General features: G+C 42.7%; 22 protein-coding genes and 1 pseudogene. 7 read left to right on the plus strand and 16 right to left on the minus strand.

Annotation, left to right across the window (positions count from 1 at the left end):
- Positions 1-47: 47 nt before the first annotated feature.
- The 13 genes from tatA to ACTXGE_RS02415 form a co-directional block, all read right to left on the minus strand.
- The gene (tatA, locus tag ACTXGE_RS02355; protein ID WP_011959992.1) at positions 48-332 is read right to left on the minus strand and encodes a Sec-independent protein translocase subunit TatA; all 285 of its coding nucleotides are present in this window, start codon (positions 330-332) and stop codon (positions 48-50) included.
- A gap of 80 nt (positions 333-412) precedes the next feature.
- Positions 413-3,031 (minus strand): copper-transporting P-type ATPase, encoded by a 2,619-nt coding sequence (locus ACTXGE_RS02360; RefSeq protein ID WP_443541613.1) that lies wholly within the window; start codon positions 3,029-3,031, stop codon positions 413-415.
- Between the two features lie 138 nt (positions 3,032-3,169).
- Positions 3,170-3,325, minus strand: coding sequence for a hypothetical protein (locus ACTXGE_RS02365; protein WP_156770962.1), 156 nt, complete (start codon positions 3,323-3,325; stop codon positions 3,170-3,172).
- A 98-nt stretch (positions 3,326-3,423) separates the two neighbouring features.
- Positions 3,424-3,702, minus strand: a complete 279-nt coding sequence (locus ACTXGE_RS02370) for a DUF5676 family membrane protein (RefSeq protein WP_025645689.1) — start codon at positions 3,700-3,702, stop codon at positions 3,424-3,426.
- Positions 3,703-3,814: 112 nt separating this feature from the next.
- Positions 3,815-4,468, minus strand: coding sequence for a methyltransferase family protein (locus ACTXGE_RS02375; protein ID WP_443541615.1), 654 nt, complete (start codon positions 4,466-4,468; stop codon positions 3,815-3,817).
- 130 nt (positions 4,469-4,598) lie between these two features.
- Positions 4,599-5,942, minus strand: a complete 1,344-nt coding sequence (locus tag ACTXGE_RS02380; protein ID WP_220455939.1) for an APC family permease — start codon at positions 5,940-5,942, stop codon at positions 4,599-4,601.
- A 145-nt stretch (positions 5,943-6,087) separates the two neighbouring features.
- A complete protein-coding gene (locus tag ACTXGE_RS02385; protein WP_201572229.1) occupies positions 6,088-6,564 on the minus strand; it encodes a DUF305 domain-containing protein in 477 nt (158 codons plus the stop codon).
- A gap of 95 nt (positions 6,565-6,659) precedes the next feature.
- The gene (locus tag ACTXGE_RS02390; protein WP_319052022.1) at positions 6,660-7,793 is read right to left on the minus strand and encodes a copper resistance protein B; all 1,134 of its coding nucleotides are present in this window, start codon (positions 7,791-7,793) and stop codon (positions 6,660-6,662) included.
- Positions 7,794-7,818: 25 nt separating this feature from the next.
- Positions 7,819-9,516 carry a copper resistance system multicopper oxidase gene (locus ACTXGE_RS02395; RefSeq protein WP_319052020.1) on the minus strand — a complete coding sequence of 566 codons (1,698 nt, stop codon included), beginning with the start codon at positions 9,514-9,516 and terminating at the stop codon, positions 7,819-7,821.
- A 67-nt stretch (positions 9,517-9,583) separates the two neighbouring features.
- Complete coding sequence (locus ACTXGE_RS02400) at positions 9,584-10,213, minus strand: DUF411 domain-containing protein (protein WP_025645678.1); 630 nt, start codon at positions 10,211-10,213, stop codon at positions 9,584-9,586.
- 139 nt (positions 10,214-10,352) lie between these two features.
- Entirely contained in the window at positions 10,353-10,946 is a 594-nt protein-coding gene (locus ACTXGE_RS02405; protein ID WP_093068419.1) for a c-type cytochrome, read from the minus strand.
- Positions 10,947-11,007: 61 nt separating this feature from the next.
- Positions 11,008-11,286 carry a hypothetical protein gene (locus ACTXGE_RS02410; RefSeq protein WP_093068416.1) on the minus strand — a complete coding sequence of 93 codons (279 nt, stop codon included), beginning with the start codon at positions 11,284-11,286 and terminating at the stop codon, positions 11,008-11,010.
- A gap of 134 nt (positions 11,287-11,420) precedes the next feature.
- On the minus strand, positions 11,421-11,747 hold the full coding sequence (locus tag ACTXGE_RS02415; protein ID WP_093068413.1) for a hypothetical protein: 327 nt from the start codon (positions 11,745-11,747) through the stop codon (positions 11,421-11,423).
- A 227-nt stretch (positions 11,748-11,974) separates the two neighbouring features.
- Between ACTXGE_RS02415 and ACTXGE_RS02420 the strand changes: the two genes are divergently transcribed.
- Positions 11,975-12,709, plus strand: a complete 735-nt coding sequence (locus ACTXGE_RS02420; protein WP_025645672.1) for a heavy metal response regulator transcription factor — start codon at positions 11,975-11,977, stop codon at positions 12,707-12,709.
- Positions 12,699-14,252 (plus strand): ATP-binding protein, encoded by a 1,554-nt coding sequence (locus tag ACTXGE_RS02425; RefSeq protein WP_443519830.1) that lies wholly within the window; start codon positions 12,699-12,701, stop codon positions 14,250-14,252. Before ACTXGE_RS02420 ends, ACTXGE_RS02425 begins: the two co-directional genes overlap by 11 nt.
- Before the next feature lie 117 nt (positions 14,253-14,369).
- Here ACTXGE_RS02425 and ACTXGE_RS02430 read toward each other — a convergent pair whose 3' ends face one another.
- From ACTXGE_RS02430 to ACTXGE_RS02435, 3 genes and pseudogenes are all read right to left on the minus strand, one after another.
- Complete coding sequence (locus tag ACTXGE_RS02430; RefSeq protein WP_443541617.1) at positions 14,370-14,957, minus strand: hypothetical protein; 588 nt, start codon at positions 14,955-14,957, stop codon at positions 14,370-14,372.
- Between the two features lie 242 nt (positions 14,958-15,199).
- Positions 15,200-15,307 (minus strand): annotated as a pseudogene (locus tag ACTXGE_RS12525) (transposase); the annotation flags it as partial.
- Between the two features lie 672 nt (positions 15,308-15,979).
- Positions 15,980-17,662 carry an NAD-dependent malic enzyme gene (locus ACTXGE_RS02435; protein ID WP_435950841.1) on the minus strand — a complete coding sequence of 561 codons (1,683 nt, stop codon included), beginning with the start codon at positions 17,660-17,662 and terminating at the stop codon, positions 15,980-15,982.
- A gap of 881 nt (positions 17,663-18,543) precedes the next feature.
- Here ACTXGE_RS02435 and bhcA point away from each other — a divergent pair.
- The 5 genes from bhcA (at position 18,544) to bhcD (ending at position 23,269) form a co-directional block, all read left to right on the plus strand.
- Positions 18,544-19,743 (plus strand): L-aspartate--glyoxylate aminotransferase BhcA, encoded by a 1,200-nt coding sequence (bhcA, locus tag ACTXGE_RS02440; protein ID WP_443541620.1) that lies wholly within the window; start codon positions 18,544-18,546, stop codon positions 19,741-19,743.
- A 38-nt stretch (positions 19,744-19,781) separates the two neighbouring features.
- Entirely contained in the window at positions 19,782-20,585 is an 804-nt protein-coding gene (locus tag ACTXGE_RS02445) for a pyridoxal-phosphate dependent enzyme (RefSeq protein ID WP_443541622.1), read from the plus strand.
- A gap of 39 nt (positions 20,586-20,624) precedes the next feature.
- Positions 20,625-20,762 carry a hypothetical protein gene (locus tag ACTXGE_RS02450; RefSeq protein ID WP_443560264.1) on the plus strand — a complete coding sequence of 46 codons (138 nt, stop codon included), beginning with the start codon at positions 20,625-20,627 and terminating at the stop codon, positions 20,760-20,762.
- A 194-nt stretch (positions 20,763-20,956) separates the two neighbouring features.
- A complete protein-coding gene (gene bhcC, locus ACTXGE_RS02455; protein ID WP_443541625.1) occupies positions 20,957-22,108 on the plus strand; it encodes a 3-hydroxy-D-aspartate aldolase BhcC in 1,152 nt (383 codons plus the stop codon).
- A gap of 174 nt (positions 22,109-22,282) precedes the next feature.
- A complete protein-coding gene (gene bhcD / locus ACTXGE_RS02460; RefSeq protein WP_435950836.1) occupies positions 22,283-23,269 on the plus strand; it encodes an iminosuccinate reductase BhcD in 987 nt (328 codons plus the stop codon).
- Positions 23,270-23,331 lie beyond the last annotated feature (62 nt).

Genomic DNA, 23,331 nt, shown 5'->3' on the forward strand with positions numbered 1-23,331 from the left:
CATATATTAATAGACTACTTAGTGCCGCTATTTATAAGCGGCGCGCTTCATACTTTAGGCTGGTCATCAGTGGAAATAGGGCTGATTTCCATATCATCAGCCTGATTACCTACACGCGTATTTAAATCATTACTTGCAGCTGGCGTACTATTTTCATGGCTAAGCACATGATTTTTGCGAGCATTCTCAGGTTCTTCATCTTTGACCGCTTCTTTAAAACCCTTCACCGCACCGCCTAAATCTTTACCTGCATTTTTAAGCTTGGCAGTACCAAATACGACCACCACTACGACCAATAAAATCAGCCAATGTGTAATAGAAAAGCTGCCCATAACGGTATCCTTATATTTTGTGATCTTGTTTAGACCAGTATGTGTCAGTGTGCTTTAGAACACTTTTTACCGTACCAGAATTATAGTTTCAAACGGCGCAATCGCAGCGCGTTAGCAATCACCGAGAATGACGACAAGCTCATCGCTGCCGCTGCTATCATCGGACTGAGCAGAAGCCCAAATATGGGATAGAGCACACCTGCGGCAATAGGAACACCAAGTGCATTGTAGATAAAGGCAAAAAACAGATTCTGTCTGATATTGCGCATGGTGGCGTGGCTAAGCTTATAAGCTTTGGCAATGCCCATTAAATCACCTTTTAGCAGGGTAATGCCCGCACTCTCCATCGCCACATCGGTACCGGTTCCCATAGCGATACCAACATTAGCTTGCGCTAGCGCTGGTGCGTCGTTGATACCATCACCCGCCATAGCGACCAATTTACCGCTGTCTTGCATTTCTTTGACGATACGGTTTTTATCCTCTGGTGAGACATCCGCATGAACTTCATCAATACCTAGTTTATTGGCGACTGCCTGCGCGGTTTTTTCGTTGTCACCGGTTAGCATCACAACTTTTAAACCTGCGTCATGAAGCAGTGAAATAGCCTCTTTAGTGCTTGGTTTAATAGGGTCAGCAACTGAAATAATACCAGCAGCTTTACCGTCTATAGCCACAAACATTACCGTTTCACCGTCTTTTCTACGGACATCAGCTTTAGTGGACAGCTCATTATCAAAACTATTTAGGCTTTCCATAAGCTTAGAGTTACCAATAGCGACTTTCTTACCATCGACCACGGCTTGTACGCCTTCGCCAGTAGTCGAATTAAAGTCAGTAGCTTTAGGAATAATGAGTGATCTTTCTTGAGCTGCTCTAACGATAGCTTCTGCTAAAGGATGCTCGCTAGCGCTTTCTACTGAGGCTACCAATGCGAGGAACTCGTCTTCATTTTGACCTACCTGCGCATCAATTGCGGTAAGCTCGGGCTTACCAGCGGTCAGTGTTCCGGTCTTGTCGACGACAATGGTATCGACTTTTTCCATACTCTCTAACGCTTCAGCATTTTTGATGAGGACGCCGTTTTGCGCGCCTTTGCCGGTACCAACCATAATGGACATCGGCGTCGCTAGACCAAGGGCACAAGGACAAGCAATAATCAGTACCGCAATCGCGTTAACCAAAGCATAGGTCATAGCGGGCTCAGGGCCGAATATCGCCCAGACAATAAAGGTTATGATAGAGCTGACAATAACAATAGGTACGAACCAACCCGCCACTTGATCTACCAAGCGCTGGATAGGCGCGCGGCTACGCTGGGCTTCAGCAACCATTTGTACAATTTTAGATAATACTGAATCTGCTCCAACATTGACCGCTTCGACTAATAGCGTTCCGGTGCCATTTACCGTACCACCAGTCACTGTATCTCCTGCTACTTTTGATACAGGGATTGGCTCACCCGTCACCATTGATTCATCAACATTACTATTACCATCGATCACTGTACCATCTACGGGTAGTTTCTCACCTGGTTTAACCCGTAGCTTATCGCCAGTGACGACCTCATCAAGCGAGACTTCGACTTCTTCACCGTTTTCATCGACACGTCTTGCGGTTGGTGGTGCGAGCTCAAGCAAAGCTCTAATCGCACCTGAAGTTTGGCTTCTGGCTTTGAGCTCTAATACTTGACCCAGTAGCACCAAGGTTACAATGACAGCTGCTGCTTCATAGTAGACTCCGACTTGACCAGAGGCATCTCTGAAACTGTCTGGGAAAATATCGGGAAAAAAGGTCGCGACAATACTAAAAATATAAGCAGCGCCTACGCCTATCGCAATCAAGGTAAACATATTTAGATTGCGGCTTTTTATAGACTGCCAGCCACGGACGAAAAACGGGGCGGCGCCCCAAAGCACTACAGGGGTCGCGAGCACTAACTCAGCCCATTGTAAGATCTTTGAGGAGATACCATACTGACTAAAATTAACTACGTTTAAGTCAAACATACCGCTCATCACATATATTAATAGCGGTACAGTCAACACGGTACATATCCAAAAACGACGAGTCATGTCGTCAAGCTCTGAGGTGTCCTCTTCACCGATAGTAAGCGTTTCGGGCTCAAGCGCCATACCACATATCGGACAACCGCTATTTCTAACGTCTCTCACTTCAGGATGCATAGGACAGGTATATACCGTGCCATCGTAATCAGCAGGTACTTTATCGTATTTACCGCCTTTAACAGATTTTACTCCGCTACTATCAGTATCCTTTCCATGACAACTGGCGTGACTATCATCTTTAGCAACTTCGTCTTCAGGTTTAAGAAACATGCCACATATTGGGCAGTCACTTTTTTCAACATCTCTTACTTCTGGATGCATAGGACAAATATAAATCGTGCCGTTATAATTTTCTGGTATCTTGTCGTACTTATTGCCTTCGACAGACTTTAACTCAGTACTATTATTAGCATCCGCTTTATGACAATGCGCATGACTGCCCTCATTACTGTTGGATTCAGCAACCTCGTCTTCAGGTTTGAGAAACATGCCGCATATCGGACAATCGCTCTTCTCAGTATCTCTAACCTCAGGATGCATCGGGCAGATATAAACCGTACCGCTATAATTTTCCGGTACTTTATCGTACTGACCACCTTTGATAGATTTTTCATCGGCAATATGTTTCATAAAACCACTCCTTGAAGACAATAAATATTGATAATAAGTACAACTCTTAAAGCACTATCATCAATCCTCGATTGCTATTCATCTAATCATTAATCTAAAAACCTCTAAAAAATAATTTCTATACTTTTCAATTGGAATTTAGTTTTTATCACGCAAATACTTGAGCAGTGCCATGATTGTTAGTACTAGTACTGCGAAAAATAGTAGGGTGAATAACAAACAGATAAGCATCATAACCCAGCCCATGCCATACATCATTGAGCCGTTCATCATGCCATGCATTGACCCATTCATTATGATTTCTCCTCAGTCTAAACTGTGATCACTCCAACTCTTCAATTAATTTTTACTCGAACCGAAGAGGTTTACTGACTGTTAATATATCAATATCTTTAGCGCACTTTGGCGAACCAACGATATAGTGGCACGAACAAGATGGCGAAATACCAACCGTAAAGATATGATTCTACAAGTCCAATTAGAAAACCTGTCCATGTTAACCACTCAAAGCCAGGTAGTAGAGGTGCCCAAGCTTCGTGCATCGCTATCTGTTCGGGTGCGAGTAAACCAAACCCTATGCATAATAGATAACTAATGAGTAGAAACAACGATACACTATTGCCAACAGGGGCAATCCTTAAAGTACTTGTTGTTAAGTTTGATTTGACCATCTTAGTAATCCTCACTATTGTATGATGTGGTTCAAGCTCAAGATAACCAATCGTATCTAACCATGCTAACTCTAAGGATTTGTATGAATTAAAGCTTTATCCTGTATTGATATTACTTTTTAACTCGTGCGGCGGCGGCAAGTTGACGCCATTGACCCCATTGAGGAATAAACATTGGCACTTGCTGTTTGTAAGCAAGGTAGTCTTTACCAAACTCTTCAAACATATGCCGTTCCTCACGTCGAGCTAACCATGTGTATACAAGCACAATCACTGGAAACAGACCGATTGAAAACAGAGTTGGCCAATGCACCACACCCTCACCGAACAGTGCAATAAACAACCCGGTGTACTGAGGATGACGTACGTAGGCATAGAGTCCATCAGTTACTAAACGATTTCCCCCTCGTGCTTTGTGGACTTGGCGCCAACCTTGAGCAAAAAGACCGACTCCTAAAAATGCAATAGCATAGCCGAGTAGCATTGAGATCATCATGCCTGTCTCACCTAAACCAACAAGGGTCGACCATAAGCTAGCGCTGACATATTGGCTGTCCAAACCAAAAAACCGTACTAATAAATATATAGTGAGCGGAAAGCCATACATTTCTGCGTAAAGTGCAATAATGAAAGCCTGAACTACACCAGCACCCGCCCATTCACGCCAGTTCTTTGGTGCGAAATAACGGTAAAAGAACCAAGAAATCAGAACAATAACAATTAGTGCGAGACCCCAAGTTCCAGCGTGATTAAATGACTCATTCATAGCTTACTTTCCCTGTTGTCTTTATGAATATCGTATTGCATGAAATCAATTCTTGAAGATAGTAAGCAGACGCTTAAATCTATGCAATTTTTAACCAAACAATTTTTCTGTAAACTCTTTGATGTTACTGTCAATGATGGTCTGCAAGCGTATCTTTTTCGATAGCTTTTTTCCTCGCTGAAGATTTCAGGTAAACCTGCTCAGCCACAGCAATCACTACAATAGTGACGACTGCTACGCCAAGTACGAATGGATCTGAGTTTAGTTTAATCCAGACAAAACCGCCGAGAACCAACAGGTCAAGAAGTATGGCCACTATAGGCACCCACATCACCGCCTTTATATCCTGACGAAGGTATCGCAAAACACCCCAATGAATGGCGATATCCATAATTAGATAGAAAACAATGCCAAGCGCTGCAATTCGTGATAAGTCAAATAACGTCGTAAAAGCTAAACCCAACACCACAGTATAGACCAACGTATGTTTTTGAACGCTTCCCGGCATTCCCAAATGACGATGAGGCACCAGCTTCATCTCAGTCAACATAGCAAGCATACGAGAGACTGCGAAGATGCTAGCAAGGAGGCCGCCAGCGGTAGCTACCATTGCGATTGCAACTGTGAACCATAGACCATAGTCGCCAAGTGCTGGGCGTGCGGCGGCAGCCAAGGAGTAATCTTTAGTTTCGATGATTTCGGCAAGAGATAGATTACTAGACACCGCGAAACCGACTAGAGTGTAAATAACTACGCATATTGCGATTGATATTACAATGGCACGGCCGACGTTGCGATGAGGATTTTTTACTTCCGAGCCACTGTTGGTAATCGTGGTAAAGCCTTTAAATGCCAGTATGCCTAGCGCCGTTGCGCCAAGAAAGTCACCAACAGTATTAGTGTCACCTAATGTAGAAGAATCAACTGCAAAGCTATCAGCTAGCCAGATACCAACCAACCCGAATATAAGAATACCGACAATTTTTATAATACCGATAACCGATGCAACCCCCTGAATCCAACGATTACCAAGTAAATTGATAAAGAACGCAGCAAGAATAAGCGCGGCGCCAAGGATGGATACCATGCGACCGCTGTCATCGCCACCGAATAACTGCATAGTGTATGACCCGAACGTCCGGGCCAAAAAGCTCTGCGCTATAACCATGGAGAAATACATCAGCAGGGCATTAAATCCAGTCGGTAAACGATCTCCGTATGCCTGATGCAGGTACATTGCAACACCGCCAGCCGACGGGTAAGCGTTAGAGATTTTGATATAAGAATAGGCACTAAAAGAAACAACGATTGCGGCGGCTAGAAAAGCAAGTGGGAAAAGCGAACCCGTCATCTGAGCCATCTGACCGGTCAGAGCGAAAATACCAGCACCGATCATGACACCGGTACCTAGCATAACTGTTCCTGATAATGTCAAACTATCCTTCTGATAGCGAGTCGTTCTATCTTGCTTCATACTTATTCGACCTTAATCTATTTCTTCGTAGAACTTCAGTTTTACAGGTTATTTTTGAAGTAAGGAGTAGGTATAGTTAGAATTAAAAGACGCGATATAGTAAATAGTTTTTAAAGAAGAGCTTACTTATTGGTATCATAATATATTATTCCAACTCATCAATAAGTGCTTGCATCTCACCGATTTCACGCTTTTGTGCTTCGATAATGTCATCAGCAAGCTGACGTACACGTGGATCTTCGATATCAGCACGCGAACTGGTCAAAATAGCAATCGAGTGATGCGGTATCATCGCCTGCATCCAATCCACTTGATCGACCGTTTGTTGTGATCTAACGCCCCATAAACCAAAGGCAAATAGCACGACACTAATCCCATAAACCATTAGATTGACCTTAGTCTTTTTATACATATTGGTCATAAAGGCAAGCATAATAATAGCCATCATAGCGCCCATATATAACGCCATATAAGCTCGGGTTTCACTAAAGTAAATATGATCCCACTGATAGGTGTTAAAATACATCATGATAAACATCACGACTGTCGATGTTAAAATCATGATTGTGAACTTTACATAAGGGTTCATTTGCTTCTGTTTATTATCCATATGGTTATTCATATTCTTATCCTTAATTTAGTAAAAAGGCACCTAAATAAAGAGGTGCCTTTTTTTAGAGCTAGTGTTATAAACTGTTGTTACTTACATGGTTAACACTAGAACCAAAACATCACACCAGCAGTCAGACTATTAGAATCAACGTCTTCGTCCTCTTGACGACGTAAGTCTCGCGCATCACCCAAGGCGCTCTCGTAGCTGAAACCAACATAAGGCGCGAGCTGACGACTGAATGTCTCATAAGCCAGCCTAACTTCAGCTTCAAACTCATTAAATCCTTTAGTAATACCGTTATCGGTATCATCTTTACTAAAGGCAGTCAGCTCCAGCTCTGGTCTGACCACCCAACGCTGATCTAAGCGCCACTCGTACGCTGCCCCAAGATCAAGCTGGACTTGACCATCAGTATATAGATAAGCTCTTGCGTCAGTCTCAACGAAGTACGGCGCCGTACCAGCAATGCCTGCCATGATTGCGGACTTATCGTTTTCAGTATTATAAGCAATACCCGCTTCTCCATTCCAGAAGATACCGAGCGGCTTCCAATAAGCGAGTGAGCTTAGACTATCGATCTCTTTATCATCGTTAGTTTGAGCACTACCTTCACTGCGTAGAGTGACACGATTACTATCAGTACCGTACCAGCCTTCAGCTTCAAAATCGATTTGGTCATTCTCAAACTGATAGCCCAAAGTTTCTACTGACACACCCCATAACGGTAAGCTACCCATCATTACCGGTTTACCATACTGTCCATAGTCAACACCATTTGAGTAGTCGGGACTACGAGCATTAGGAGGTGGTTCGCCGCCTTGCATTCCAGACATATCCATATTCATACTGCTATGATCCATACCTGACATGTCCATACTACTGTGATCCATACCTGACATATCGCCCGACATATCCATGCCACTATGATCCATATCTGACATGTCACCTGACATATCCATACCACTGTGATCCATATCCGACATATCGCCTGACATATCCATACCACTATGATCCATATCCGACATATCGCCTGACATATCCATGCCACTATGGTCCATATCTGACATATTGCCCGACATATCCATGCTGCTGTGATCCATATCTGACATATCCATACCAGACATGTCCATACTGCCATGATCCATGTTCGACATCTCAGCAGCGTTTGCTAAAGGTGACATTAGTAGCATCAAAGATGACATGCCAATAAACGGTAGACCTACTTTATATATTTTCATAATAAGGCTCATATTCGAAGGTTTATTAAACAACGGCAACTTCTCTAAACATCCCGGCTTCCATATGATAGAGCAGATGACAATGCCATGCCCAGCGACCAGCTTCTCCTGTGACATCAAAGCTAATTTTTTGCGCTGGTTGCACCATTATCGTATGTTTGCGAACTTGAAAATCGCCATCAGGCGTGCGCAAATCGCTCCACATACCATGCAGATGCATAGGGTGGTTCATCATAGTGTCATTGACTAAGGTAATACGCACACGCTCGCCCGGTTTGATATTGACAGGCGGCGCATCCTTAAACATGATGCCGTCGAGTGCCCAGATATAGCGCTCCATATTACCGGTTAGATGTATTTCAATCTCTCGAGTGGGCTTGCGCTGCTCGGCCATTATTTCATTGCCAACAGAATGCAGTTGGTTATAGGTTAAAACCTTACGATTAATATCACGCAAATTAATACCCGGATCATCGAGATTCATCCGTGGACTATCGACGCGCATATCTGTCTTAAAGTCATATTCGGTCTTAGCATGACGGGCATCATAGCCATTAGCACCCATAGCCCCCATCATATCGGACATAGTTAGCCACTCAACATCATCCATAGCAGGTATGGCAGCGCGAGCGCCTCTTTTAGTGGCAAGCGTGGTTGCGACAAAGCCGGTGCGATCGATGTTTTGGGCAAATATGGTATGCGCGTCACGGGTTGGGGTGACGATGACGTCATAAGTCTCGGCCACCCCGATACGGAAGTCATCGACATCAACGGGCGCGACATCAATCCCATCCGTCGCGACGACTTTCATTTTTAGGCCGGGGATGCGTACATCAAATATCGTCTGCGCGGAGCCATTGATAAAGCGTAGTTTGACAGGCTGTCCAGCCTTGACAAGTTGCGTCCAGTTAGCCGCTGTCGTTTTACCATTCATAAGATAAGTAAACGTGGTCTCACCAGATAAATCAGTAAAATCAGTCGGCATCATGCGCATCTGGTTCCACATTTTACGTTTATCATAAGCCGCCTCAAGATCCGTAGCGGCAATATCGGACAATAGCTTTTTAAAGTCTGGCAGATGATAATTATCAAAGTCAGCACGCTGCTTAAGTAGTTTTAGCAGATTATGCGGATCGCGATGCGTCCAATCACTAAGCAGGATAACGTGATCTTCCTCAATAGGATAGCGTTCGCGCCCTTTAGGTTCAATCACAATAGCCCCGCGCATACCGGTTTGTTCTTGGAATCCAGTGTGCGAGTGATACCAATAAGTGCCTGACTGTGTCAGTTTAAATTTGTACGTGAAGGTGCTACCCGCAGGAATACCATCAAAGCTGATACCCGGTACGCCATCCATCTCAAACGGCACTAAGAGGCCATGCCAGTGAATAGAGGTCGACTCATTCAGCTGATTATGGACTCGAATGGTGACCGTATCGCCTTCTTGCATCTTAAGCGTTGGCGCAGGCAGTGAGTCATTTATCAGCGTTGCCATGCTTGACTTGCCGTTGACCGTTATCATCTTCTCACTGACATAAAGATCAAATTCATTACCCGTTAGTATAGGTACAATGTGATCGGCTCTATCACTATTGACTACGACATTTTGGCTTTTAGTTAAAGCACTATTAGCCATCGTCGGTAGTGTGGATAGCATCGACGCGCCGAGCAAGGTGGATGACCCTGTCAAAAAACGCCTGCGGTTAAATCTGTTTTTATTCATAATATTGACCTAAGTTAATCCATGAAATGAGAGTTGAACTTATATATCTGATAACTTATTAATAGAACTACATCTGCTGCGCTGGCGACTCAATAGCCGCATACACTTGAGTGCTGCCATCCTTGTTCAATTGCATGACTTTATAGGGCATAAATTTATCTTGATATTCCATGCCCGGACTACCAACTGGCATACTCGGTACCGCAAGACCGATGGAATCAGTTGGCGGATTGGCTAGAAACTGTGCCATGTATTTGGCAGGAACGTGACCTTCAAAAACATAACCATTAGTAGTGACGGTGGTATGACAAGAGCGCATTTGCTGCGGGACACCGTAACGCTCTTTAAATAAAGATAAATCTGTAACGTCTTGCGCAGTTGCGCTTAGACCATGACCTTCGGCATAGCCTACCCATTCTTTGCAGCAGCCACAATTAGCATCTTTGTAAACTGTAGCCGAGACGTTTTGTAGAATTGTCGACCCAGTACCTGAATTAGCACTGACAGACATCATTTGCGGTTGTGGTTGCTCTATTTGAGCACTTTTGGTGGCAAGCGTTGGCTCAGTTTGAGTAGAATTTGAAACACTAGTATCGGGCTGACTACAAGCCATTACTGTTGACGTTGCTACTAGTAAAAGAGCAGAAGCTGATACCTTTTTATGTCCATTGCCCATTATATTTATATAGCGTCTCATAACTTACTCCTAAGCGTCTGCTTATCTGTTGAACCTTCTAAAGATTTATACCCTATAACTAAGTGTAGTATAGGCAAAGTTTAAATCCCAAAAGGCAGCACTATTTAGCACTGCGCTTTTATAAAGGAATATGGAAGAATTAATGCTGCATTCCAGATCCATCATCCGACATATTCATATCACCGTCAAATGACATGTCCATCATATCGCCATCTATCCTAGTGGTTAGCATCGTGTATTGGCTTTCATCTAATTCAGGTAACGATCTAATGAAGGCTACCATTGCCCACATTCTAGCGTCATCATGGGACGCGCCCCACGCAGGCATTCCAGATGCCATAATACCGTGCTTAATTGCCCAAAAGCCTTGCTTTGCACCGTCTTCTGTTTGATAACGTTTGACAATATCAGCCTTGGTAAAGTTGGGCGGCTTTGGATACAAGCCCTCACTAAAGTCAGTTTGTGCCACTCCCGGAGACAAGTGACAGCCTGCACACATATCCTTATAGTCCGCGCCACCAGAACTGATTAGCTCAGCCTTCTCTAAATCTGGTACCACAATATCTTTACTGGCATTTTCTATGGAACGATTGCGAGCAGTTTCTAAAAAGCTAAACATCATTGGGCTATGCTCTTGGTCAGCTCCCACATTGACAACGCCACTAGTAACAACCGCAAACACGCTAACGATTGCCACAAATACGGTAAAGAGCGCACCCAATAAAAATTTCATATGTTTTCCTAACAATTTATTTCCGTTAAGTGTTGACTGCTATTTAACAGAGCTAAAATTTTTAAGATTTACTGTCGTTAGTAACGCAGTGTTTTTGGTACATTTGCTTCATTTTACCCATGTTAGCCATCATCGCTTTCATGGCAGGATCGCTCATGTCCATCTTGCTATGATCCATTTTTCCCATCATATCCATATGCTTTTGCATTTTTTCACAGTTCATTTGATCTTTTTCAGCATGCATTTTAGGATCATGTGCTAGAGCTGAGGTTGAAACGACTAGAGCGACGGCAGTGGCTACGATTGCTTTAGGTAAAGACTTTGATTTAAAGAGTGACATGGTTAATCCTTAATTGATTTAGTTGAGGGTACATAAAGCTTTAGGATATTAATTCAGTCTAAAGCATAACTTATTGATTCTGACAGAGAGATGACAGCAAGATGACAATATTGTCATCTTGCTACTTTTATATTTTAATGCTGCACGTATTCATTTAGTATGGCATCAGCATTTCTATCACGATCGCTACCATATTTTTTTATAAAATACTTTTCAGACTGCAGATGTTGATCTTGATGCTGAACTTGGCAAGCGACTCGTGCATCAACATAGCTTTTCATTTGAGCATCAGACATCTGTGCGTTATTGTGATCTAGATTTCTGGCAAACGTAGTTAAGTTATCGCAATTATCGATAATTGAAGTGCTTAGATTGGTAGTATGCGCATTAGCTGCTGATATACCGATAAGCATCGAAGCGGATAGCAGCACCACTTTTTTGAATGAACGATAGCTTTTCATATAACATCCTTAATAAATTATTAAATATTGAAACTAATTACCTGTAGTAATAATTCATAGTAGCTACTCGTATCAAGAATGAGCCGCTATGTACTATAGGTATAGATTAACAAACGAAGACTGACTATTTGATGACGAGCGCATGACATCTTTGTCAGATACCAGTCCGTTTTGTCATTTATATTGATTTGGGTATTATAAAATCATAATTATATTGAAGGATTACTATGAAAGTACTACTAGTAGAAGATGAATTAAAACTCGGCGAATATGTAAAAAAAGGCTTAAGTGAAGCAGGCTTCATTGTTGATCATCAGCTGACAGGTTTAGATGGCTACCATGCTATGATGACTGAAGAGTTTAGCGTGATACTCATGGATGTTATGCTGCCTGATGTTAGCGGTTTTGAGCTAGTACGTAATTACCGAGCGGCTGGCAAGCATACGCCAGTGTTATTTCTAACCGCAAAAGATGATTTAGATGACAAAATCAAGGGGATTGAGATTGGCGGTGATGATTATCTGACCAAACCTTTTGCCTTTGCAGAGTTAATAGTCAGGATAAAAAGCTTATTACGACGCGCCAATCAAGCCGACTATAAAAGTACGCTCATGCAAATAGCGGATCTCAAAATGGACATTGCCAAGCGCACTGTACATAGAGGAGACACGCCCATTAAACTAACCGCAAAAGAGTTCTCCCTATTACAGTTTCTATTAGAGCGCCGCGGTGAAGTATTACCACGCTCAATCATTGCTTCACAAGTATGGGATATGAACTTTGATAACGATACTAATGTGATTGATGTGGCAATAAGACGTCTGCGTATAAAAATAGACGATGAGTTTGATACCAAGCTAATTCATACTGTGCGTGGCATGGGCTACCGATTAGATGCTGTCGACGTTTCAGCTAGTAATAAAGCTGCCAGCGAAACGGAAGATAGCCAATATGATAAATAGATTGGACAATCGACGCTTACCCTTACTATGGCGAACTGTGTTTTTATTGACGATATTTGTCGTTTTATCGCAGTTGATAATCTATATCTGGGTACAGCACTCTGTTAAAAGCCATTTTGAGCAAATGGATGCTGAAATCATTACCCACGCAGCCTTTAATCTACGTAAGCGCGTAACAGAGGCGGATAACCAAATAGCCTCTCAGACACTACCTAAGCCTCAAAGTCCATCAAACACTCAACAACCGCTAAGCTCGAAAGCTTCTTCAAATCTACTTCCTACAATAGCCACAGAAAATGATGATCACCTGCATTCATCAGCGCTAGATTACGATCTAAAAACTATCATTGCTGATAAAGAGGGGCGATTGCTATCTAGTACTCCCAAAAACTTTGCTAATGAATTAAGTGCCGACTTTAACCTATTATCATTACAGCAAAATCATGATGACAGACAGTTTGTAATAAATATTAAAGACAGACGTTATCGAGCTATGGTTATTGGAGACGATGACATGCTTGCCCTTATCGCCTTACCCATTGACGTGCATCATCAGTATTTATTACAGTTTAACCGTCAACTTAGTCTGATCCTATTTGCCATCACACTACTGTTGGTTTCAATAGCAGCCTTAAGCGTGTATTGGGGTTTTGCCCCTTTATCCACTATCGTGCAAAGGATGAAAGGTATTCATCCTGAAAGATTGAGCGAAAGAGTAATAGTTAGTGATATGCCATTAGAGCTAAGACCTTTAGCAGAATCCTATAACTCGATGATGGCTAAGCTTGAAAGCAATTTTGAGTCGTTGTCGCGATTTTCAGACAATATCGCGCATGAGCTACGCACGCCAATAGCGACGCTGATTACGCAAACGCAAGTCATGTTAAATAAGCCTAGAGAGGAAGAGGAATATGTCGAACAATTACATCAGCAACATGACACCTTAGAGCAATTATCGGCGATGATTAACAACATGCTACTGCTAGCAAAAACCCAAAAAGGACTGAGTGATTCGCAAGTGACTACTGTAGATACTGAGGTCCTAATCAATAAGCTGTTAGATTACTTTGAAATGATTGCCGAGGATCGTAAAATAACTTTTGTAAAATTAGGAGATTTTAAGGCAGTATTAGGCGATGAAGGTTTATTACAAAGGCTATTTGCTAATCTGCTATCAAACGCGATCTACTACGCCGCTAGTAATAGCGTCGTCACAATATCAGCCACTGTCAACACTCCAAATACTTCCGTTAATAATTATAAGATGCTTGAAGACGATCAAAGTAACACTCAAACCGCGAAGCAATCTTGGCTAGAGATAACTTTTACTAACCTTCTAGAAAAACCTCTAAACCAAAGCGAAGCAGATCGATTGTTTGAGCGCTTTTATCGTCATGATAAAACTAGCCAGCACCATTCAGGATCAGGTTTGGGTTTATCTATCGTTCAGGCTATTGCTAATGCTCATAAAGGGACGGTCAATATCACTAACAAAGATGAGTATTGTTTTGAAGTTACTGTAGGATTATTGATTGCTAAGTAGCATACACCTCAATATCCTAGTGTTCAAAATATTAATAATATGTAGACCTACTATAGGTCTATTTTATTTTGATAAGTCGAAAGGCTCTGAATGCTATTATTCATATAGTGTATAAGGCTAGATTATGAAGTCTAATTTTCTTAGGTGATGTTGTTGATATGGGGGTTTGACCTGTTCGGTAAACCATGTTTTAGAAAAATTATCTCCACCAAACCAGAATTGAACCATGCCAGAATTTATAGGTTTTTGCAGTTTATTATTAAGCTCAAAAGCACCCCAAAACTCGACCTCAACAGTCATACCTTTACCTGAGGCAAGCGCTTTACACTCTTCTGCGAAGTCATTCCATCTGTCCTGAAGGTATTTTTTATCTTTTATTCTTGGGTCTGCTCTATCAAGAGGACAACAAACATAATACTTCACCAGTTTCGGGTGCTTTGTGATAGCTGTCTCAAACGATTTCTTAATCTGCTTGAACTGACTATCTTGAATATCAAAGAAATACTTAGCCTGCCAGCCAATTTCATTGCCATTGTCTAAGGTTAGATAAGACTCAACACCACCGTCGGGAGCTTTGACTCTAATATATTGACCATTTTCTTTGTTCTCGTTGTAAGCTAATTGGCAAACAACCTCTTCAAAGGCTGTGTTTTGTGAGTGCTCATAGCTTTTTATATCTTTCCAATCTATAGTATTTGCTAGCATAATTTTTGCATACCTAATTCGATAAACGGTTATATCGAAGGCTGAGTTACTTGAGTCGTATAGCAATGCCTGACAGTCTTAAACTATCGTAATAGCGTCTTTCAAATTTAAAGAATGACACGCAACCAATTGTGCTATGCAGTCGCATTTTATTGAGCCAGTCCAGTATTGGCAGTTGTAGGTGTTTAGCCACTAACTTCTTGACGGTATTGACTCAGCTATTCCTGCAAGGTGAGTTTGACTATACCCAGTGAATCAACAACATCAGGTATTTTATGCTTTTGATCAATCACTAAGCTAATAGCTTCTAATTTGAATTCTCGGGTATATTGGTTGCGTTTGGTGGCCAAACTACTTTTCTTCTTTGGGGTAGTATAACCTTGTGTGCTGTCCAATTTAATTATACCACTACACTAAGGCCGTTAAAAAATCGCAGATAACAGCTTTATCTAAAATCTGATGCTTTGTAACTAGAAGTAGCAATACGAAAGTTGCATACATTGATCTCAGCAGTATATTTTCATCATTTCTATAAAAGTAAGTGTACTTCGCTATTCACTTTTTTGATACTTTGAATGAAAGAGTCGTCCTTTATTGTTAGGTGCTATAAGATAGATTTTACGAGTCATTTAATTCAAGTTTATTCGGGTCAGCAGTCTATTTGATACTATTTTGATACTCTGCATATATTGTTAGATATAACTCTTTATTGATATCTATATTTCATTTTTATCGTTAGACCTTATTATTAAAGGTTTTTATCTAAAAAACATAGCTACTCGTTGATAGATGTTGTGTATTATTGTTGTAAGAAAAAGGACTCATAATCCTTTGGTCGTAGGTTCAAGTCCTACTGGGCCCACCAAATTTAGATTGTATAAAACCCCTTTAAATCAAAAGATTTAAAGGGGTTTTTGTTTTTGATAAATAATTCAAGTCCACATTATAAAAGCAATTTTCACGAAAAAGCCAACTACTATGTTTGATTAATAGTCGGCTTTTCTCTTTATATTTCTATAAATCTAAAAAGAAGTACGACGATAGTTACGGTATCTGGGCAGCCAAAAATTGGCTTGTAATCGGCGTTGTAGATTCTCTATCGTTACAGGTAGAGCGAGTTTGTCTTCAATCGCTTGCAGGGCCACAGCATAAGCTATTTTTTCACTGATCTCTCTGATGACTTTGATGGGAGGTAATATAGCACCGGGGGCTTTTTCATACGCTGCTGAGATATCAGCAAGGGCTTGGCTTGCTGCCATAAGCATATTGTCGCTAATTCCCGTTGCTCGTGATATAAGCACTCCTAGGCCGATACCTGGGAAGATGTAGCTGTTGTTACACTGAGACACCTCAAAACTCTGACCGTTAAAAGTAGTGTGAGGAAATGGACTACCCGTTGCAATAATAGCGCGGCCAAAGCTCCAGTTAGTAATCTCTTGCGGTGTGGCTTCAACACGAGACGTTGGGTTTGATAGCGGTAGGACTATGGGCTTATCCGTATTAGTGCATAAGGCTTCGATCACCTCTTGAGTAAATAGTCCTTTTTGTCCACTGACACCGAACAATACTGTGATCTGTGCCTGCTTGACCACTTGTAAAAGCCCAAGTTTTTGACTTTTGTCCCAGTGCTGGATATCAGCTTCGTTTTGTACCAACGGCACTTGGAATGCTTGCAGTTCTGTCATACTATCGGTGAGCAGACCATAACGATCCACCATAAATACCTGACTGCGTGCCTGCACCTCAGACAACCCTTCACGCTGCATTTGGCGAATAATGTGCTCCGCGATACCGCAGCCTGCGGATCCTGCACCCAAAAACGCTATTTTTTGCTCGCTAAGTTTTTCGCCTTTATCTAAACAAGCCGCGATTAAGGCACCGACCGACACCGCAGCCGTTCCTTGGATGTCATCATTAAAGCAGCATATTTGATCACGGTATCGGTTCAGTAATGGCGTCGCGTTTTCTTGCGCGAAATCCTCAAACTGTAATAACACCTCAGGCCAGCGCCGTTTAACCGCTTGAATGAATAAGTCGACAAACTCGTTATATTCATCGCCTGAGATACGTGGATTTCTCCAGCCCATGTACATAGGATCATCAAGTAATTGCTGATTATTGGTACCGACATCTAACAAGATCGGTAGACAATACGCAGGACTAATGCCGCCACAAGCGGTGTACAAAGACAACTTACCGATGGGAATGCCCATGCCACCAATGCCTTGATCGCCTAAGCCCAATATACGCTCGCCATCGGTCACCACGATCACTTTTACTTTTTGTTTGGTGGCATTTTGTAGCATGTCATCGATTTTGTGGCGCTCAGGATAAGAGATAAATATACCCCGTTTGCGGCGATAAATTTGTGAGAACTTCTCACACGCCTGCCCGACCGTTGGCGTATATATAAGCGGCATTACCTCTTCAATATGCTGCTCAACCAAATGATGAAATAAGGTTTCGTTGGTATCTTGAATATTACGCAAGTAAATATGCTTATCCATATCACTAGTAAAGGAGCTCATCTGATGATAAGCGCGCAAAGATTGCTCTTCAATAGTTTCAATATTATGCGGTAATAATCCAGTCAAATTAAAGCTATCACGTTCCTCTGAAGAAAAGGCACTACCCTTATTTAGCAACGGTGTTTCTAGTAATATTGGACCTGCAAAGGGAATATATAACGGACGTTTATTTAACATGATAAAGTCTTCTTATTAAAAATTTATGAGGGTATAAATGGAGTATTTAAACGAACAGTGATAATTGAGCTATAGTCGATACCAAATAAAACAGATACATCGTATTATGGCGCAAGATTGAAATAATTTTTTCTTGCGTGCTGTGCCTACGCCGCTCGATGCTGCAAAAAAACCATTTCAATCTCGCTGTATCATTTTTATATTGAACTGATTATATATTAAAAAATGTAGAAGAAAACTTGGTAATCTAAGCACTCGATACTGAGCTTATCAAGACAAAAAATGCAGAGATAGCGATATAGTATAGAATTTAAAGCAGAAGCAGCCAAAAAGATAGTCAGCAATGATGCTATTTTGACTACAGCGGCTCAGCATTTAAGAATAGCTAGGCATACGTCATCTAATTGGCTAAGCTACGCTAATAAAGCCAAGCCTGTCAGCACAAAACCGTACTACGCTAAAGTGGTCATTACTCTTAAACCGATTAAGCATCTGATACAGAAACAACGAATTACTTTCTCAAAACTTAAGTAGATACTTTAGGACGAACGTCGCAAAATAGCTACTGTAATAGTTAAGAGAAGTCTAGCAAAAAAATTATTTACAAACAAATTGTTACAACTTAATATTGATGCTATATTTTAGAGAGTTGATGAGTATCTAAACTTTATTCAACCAAAACCTCTTAGTTTCCTCTTCGTATAAATCGTTACCGCAACATCACCATAAAAAGACAGCAGTAAGTAGTAAAGTGACCAATCACCTGCAACTCCTGTCTTTGACATGGTTAATTTAAAATCAGAACAACCCAAAGACCACACTGTATGAGTCAGGAAGACTCTTGCATTACATTCGCATGAAACCCTGCCTATACAACTATTGTGTCACCTTTATACACATATACAAGGACGCCAATCAGGTCTTTACAAAACCCTATTTTTATCCCTGGCCCTACCAATATTCCAGAAAGACTCCGCCACGCGATGAACGTGCCGACCCAAGATCACCGTGCCCCTGACTTTTCAAATACCTTTTTGCCAGTACTTCAAGATGCCAAAAAAGTATTTGGTACCAGTGAGGGCGAAGTGCTTTTATTCACCTCAAGCGGCACAGGTGGCTGGGAAGCGGCTATCAGCAACACCTTGTTCCCTGGTGATAAAGTACTGATTGCCCGCTACGGTATGTTCTCGCATCGCTGGATTGATATGTGTCAGCGTCATGGCCTCGATGTACAAGTGATCGAATGCGAATGGGGCGACGGCGCACCTGCTGATGAGTTTCAGACCATATTGGCAGCGGACACCAATCATGAGATCAAAGCTTTGATGGTGACCCATAACGAGACCGCAACTGGCGTGCTAAGCGATATTGGTGCGGTACGCACGGCGATCGATAGCGCCGATCACCCTGCCCTGTTGCTCGTCGACGGGGTCAGCTCAATCGCTTGTGTGCCGTTTAAGATGGATGAATGGGGCGTGGATATCGCTATCGCTGGTTCACAAAAAGGCTTTATGCTCGCAACGGGTATGGCAATACTAGCTATCAGTCCAAAAGCCTTGACTGCTATGGAACAAGCCAAACTGCCACGTACCTATTTTGACTTTCGTGACATGCTAAAAGCCAACGCCAATGGCGGCTTTCCTTACACCCCGCCACTAAATCTGATTTATGGGATGCGCGCCAGTCTCGATATGCTGTTTGAGGAAGGGCTTGAGAATGTTTACGCGCGTCATCACCGTTTAGCCGAGGGCGTACGCCAAGCGGTGAGCGCTTGGGGCTTTAAGCTTGCGGCAAAATCACCTGACCTATACTCCCAAACGGTGAGTGCGATATACGTGCCTGAGGGTTTTGATAGCAATGAGCTGACCGATCATGCCTTTAACAAATACGGTATCTCGTTCGGGGTGGGCTTAGGTGAAATGGCGGGTCGCGCCTTTAGAATAGGGCATCTAGGCTCGCTGACTGAGGTTATGGTGTTAGCAGGACTGGCCACCATTGAGATGGCAATGGTTGACCTAGATTACCCTATCAAGCTCGGTCAAGGCGTTACAGCAGCGCAAGAGTACTATCGCAACCACTAAATAAAGGCGATTCAACAGAAAAATAAAGGAATATTTCTATGATCAAAAATGAAGATGGACTAGTGATTCCAACCCTTGATGATATGTTGGAGGCGCATGAGCGCATTAAACCATACATTCATCGTACTCCAGTTCTGACCTCACGTTTTTTGGATGAGATGGCAGGCTGTGAGATGTATTTTAAATGTGAAAACTTCCAAAAAGCTGGTGCCTTTAAGGTGCGCGGTGCCTCAAACGCCGTATTTGGCTTGAGCGATGAAGAGGCCAAAAATGGCGTTTGTACCCATAGCTCAGGCAACCATGCCTTGTCTTTATCTTATGCGGCTGGTCGGCGCGGCATACCCTGCAATGTAGTCATGCCCTATAGTGCGCCCGAAGCTAAAAAAGCGGCTGTACGCGGCTATGGCGGTATCATTACTGAGTGCGATCCATCAACCACTTCACGCGAAGCAGTCTTTGCCAAGGTTCAAGCAGAAACAGGTGGCGATTTTGTCCATCCTTACAATGACCCTCGCGTTATCGCTGGCCAAGCGACTTGCTCACGTGAGTTCTTAGAGCAGATGGACGAGCGCGGCGTTAAGCCTGACATGGTTGTCGCTCCTATTGGCGGCGGCGGTATGATATCGGGCACTTGCTTAACGCTATCGAACCTAGCTCCTGATGTCAAAATCTATGCCGCAGAGCCAGTCAATGCTGATGATGCTGCACGCTCGCTACACGCCGGTCACATCATTGCTGATGACGCACCAGATACTATCGCTGACGGCCTAAAAGTGCCGCTTAAAGATTTGACTTGGCATTTTGTCAGTAGTTATGTCACCAATATTTTGACCGCAACCTAAGAAGAAATCGTTGAAGCCATGAAGCTGACTTGGACACATATGAAAATCATCATTGAACCCAGCTGCGCGGTCCCGCTTGCTGTTATTTTAAAAAACAAAAATGTTTTTGCAGGTAAAAAAGTGGGCGTTATCATCACTGGTGGTAACGTCGATCTGGATAAGTTGCCTTGGAATTAATGCCTTGTCATCAAGTACCAAAATAAAGCACTTAGTGTAAAGAGCTAATAGTGAAAAGAGCTGAGTAAAATCATAAATCTGGCGTTAACTAAGCGTAAATAATACCCAAGTTTAAACGCCGTTATATTCTTAATTATCATTAATGCAGTAGCATTAATGATGCAATCAAACAATCAAACAAATGGAGCTTGAACATGATTACTGAAGAATTAGAAGTTGGTTTTAACGTCCCTGCAAAAGTCGGTATGGATGAAGCGGATATCCAGACCCCTTGCTTAATCCTTGATTTAGACGCCCTTGAGCGCAACATCAAAAAAATGGGCGACTACGCCAAAGACCATAATATGCGTCACCGTAGCCACGGCAAAATGCACAAATCCGTCGATGTACAAAAGCTGCAAGAAGAGCTTGGCGGCGCAGTAGGTATCTGTAGCCAAAAAGTATCAGAAGCAGAAGTGTTCGCCCGTGGCGGTATCAAAGATATCTTGGTATCCAACCAAGTTCGTGACCCTGCAAAGATTGATCGCCTAGAAAAATTGCCAAAACTTGGCGCAAAAATCACCGTTTGTCTTGATGACGTCGATAATGTGGCTGAACTATCAGAAGCAGCTATTAGAAACGATACTGAGCTGAACTGTTATATCGAGATTGATTGCGGGGCTGGCCGCTGCGGTGTCACCACCACAGAAGCGGTTGTTGAGATTGCCAAAGCCATCGATGCGGCGGACAACTTGAAGTTCACGGGTATTCAAGCCTATCAAGGTGCGATGCAGCATATGGACAGCTATAGCGACCGTAAAGCCAAAACCCAAGTCGCTATCGATCAAGTCCAAGAGGCCGTTGAAGCGCTTGAAAAGATTGGCCTAAAACCAGAGTTTGTCTCAGGCGGCGGTACCGGTAGCTACTACTTTGAGAGCAACTCAGGGGTCTATAACGAGTTGCAGTGTGGCTCGTACGCCTTTATGGATGCAGACTACGGCCGTATCCTAGACGAAGACGGCAACCGTATCGATGCTGGCGAGTGGGAAAACGCGCTATTCCTGTTAACCTCAGTAATGAGTCATACCAAGCCAGACAAAGCTATCGTTGATGCAGGTCTAAAAGCTCAATCCGTCGATAGTGGCCTACCCTTTATCTATGGTCGCGACGATGTTGAATATGTGAAATGTTCAGACGAGCATGGCGTAGTAAGCGATCCAAATGGCGTGCTAAAAATCAATGAAAAACTAAAATTAGTACCAGGACATTGTGATCCTACTTGTAACATTCATGACTGGTATGTTGGCGTACGCGGCGGCAAGGTTGAGAGCGTATGGCCAGTATCTGCTCGTGGGCGCGCGTATTAACGCGCTTACTAAGCGGTATAAACCTAACTGCAGAAACTTGAGTTTCTATAAAGGCTGCGTGTTGTCGCACAGTTTTGATATTTTATCGAATCGGGCACAACGTACTGCCTTTCGCTATTTATCGCATTGATTTTGCAGTAATTCTATATAGACAATATATAAAAAGGAGCTTTTATGAGTGACCATAGTGAAGGATTAATAATCGTCTCAGAAGAGGCTTGTAAGTCTGTGATTGATCGCCAATCTGCATTTATAGCAGTTGAGAGCGTGTTCGCTTCTATGGCAAGCGGTGATGCCTATAATTTCCCTGTGATTCGTGAAGCAATTGGCTATGCTGATGCATTATATGGCTTTAAATCTGGCTTTGACCGTGCTGGTAAATCACTAGGTTTAAAATCAGGTGGTTATTGGCCAGGCAATGCCGCTAAAGGCTTGACCAATCATCAGTCAACGATTTTCTTATTCAATCCAGATAATGGTAAGTTGCGCGCCCTCGTCGGTGGCAATTACCTAACGGCGGTACGTACAGCGGCCGCCTCTGCCGTGTCGATTGCCCATTTAGCGCGCACAGATAGCAAAGTATTAGGTATGATCGGCGCCGGTCATCAGTCTACTTTTCAGCTGCGTGCTGCTCTTGAGCAACGCAATTTTGAAAAGGTAGTGGCTTGGAACAAGAACAAGGATCGCCTCAAAACCCTACAAGCCGTCGCTGAAGAGATAGGCGTACCGTTTAAATCAGTGGAGCGCGAAGAGCTTTGCAAGCAGGCTGATGTAATCATCACGATTACCTCAGCGTTTGAGCCGCTGCTTATGAAAGAGTGGATCAAATCTGGTACACATATCGCCTGTATGGGTACTGATACGGTCGGAAAACAAGAAGTCGATCCTGCCTTGATCGCCGCCGCTACCGTATTTACTGATGAAATCGCGCAATCGATTAGCCTTGGTGAGGCTCAGCATGCGATTAAGTCTGGTGCTATCAAAGAAAGTGATATCACTACTCTTGGTGACGTCATCAACGGTGAACATGCAGGTCGTAGTAATGATGATGAGATTACCTTGTTTGATGGGACTGGTGTTGGCCTGCAAGATTTAGCAGTTGCTTCTGCTGCTGCTAAGCTTGCACTTGAAAAAGGCGAAGCCCAGCAAATCTCGTTATAATCAGCAAACTAGCTATTGTATTTTAGAACCGCCAAATCATGAGCTTACTTGGCGGTTCTATT

Origin of the sequence: Psychrobacter sp. T6-4 (assembly GCF_052258425.1) — a bacterium.
Taxonomy (GTDB): Bacteria; Pseudomonadota; Gammaproteobacteria; order Pseudomonadales; family Moraxellaceae; genus Psychrobacter.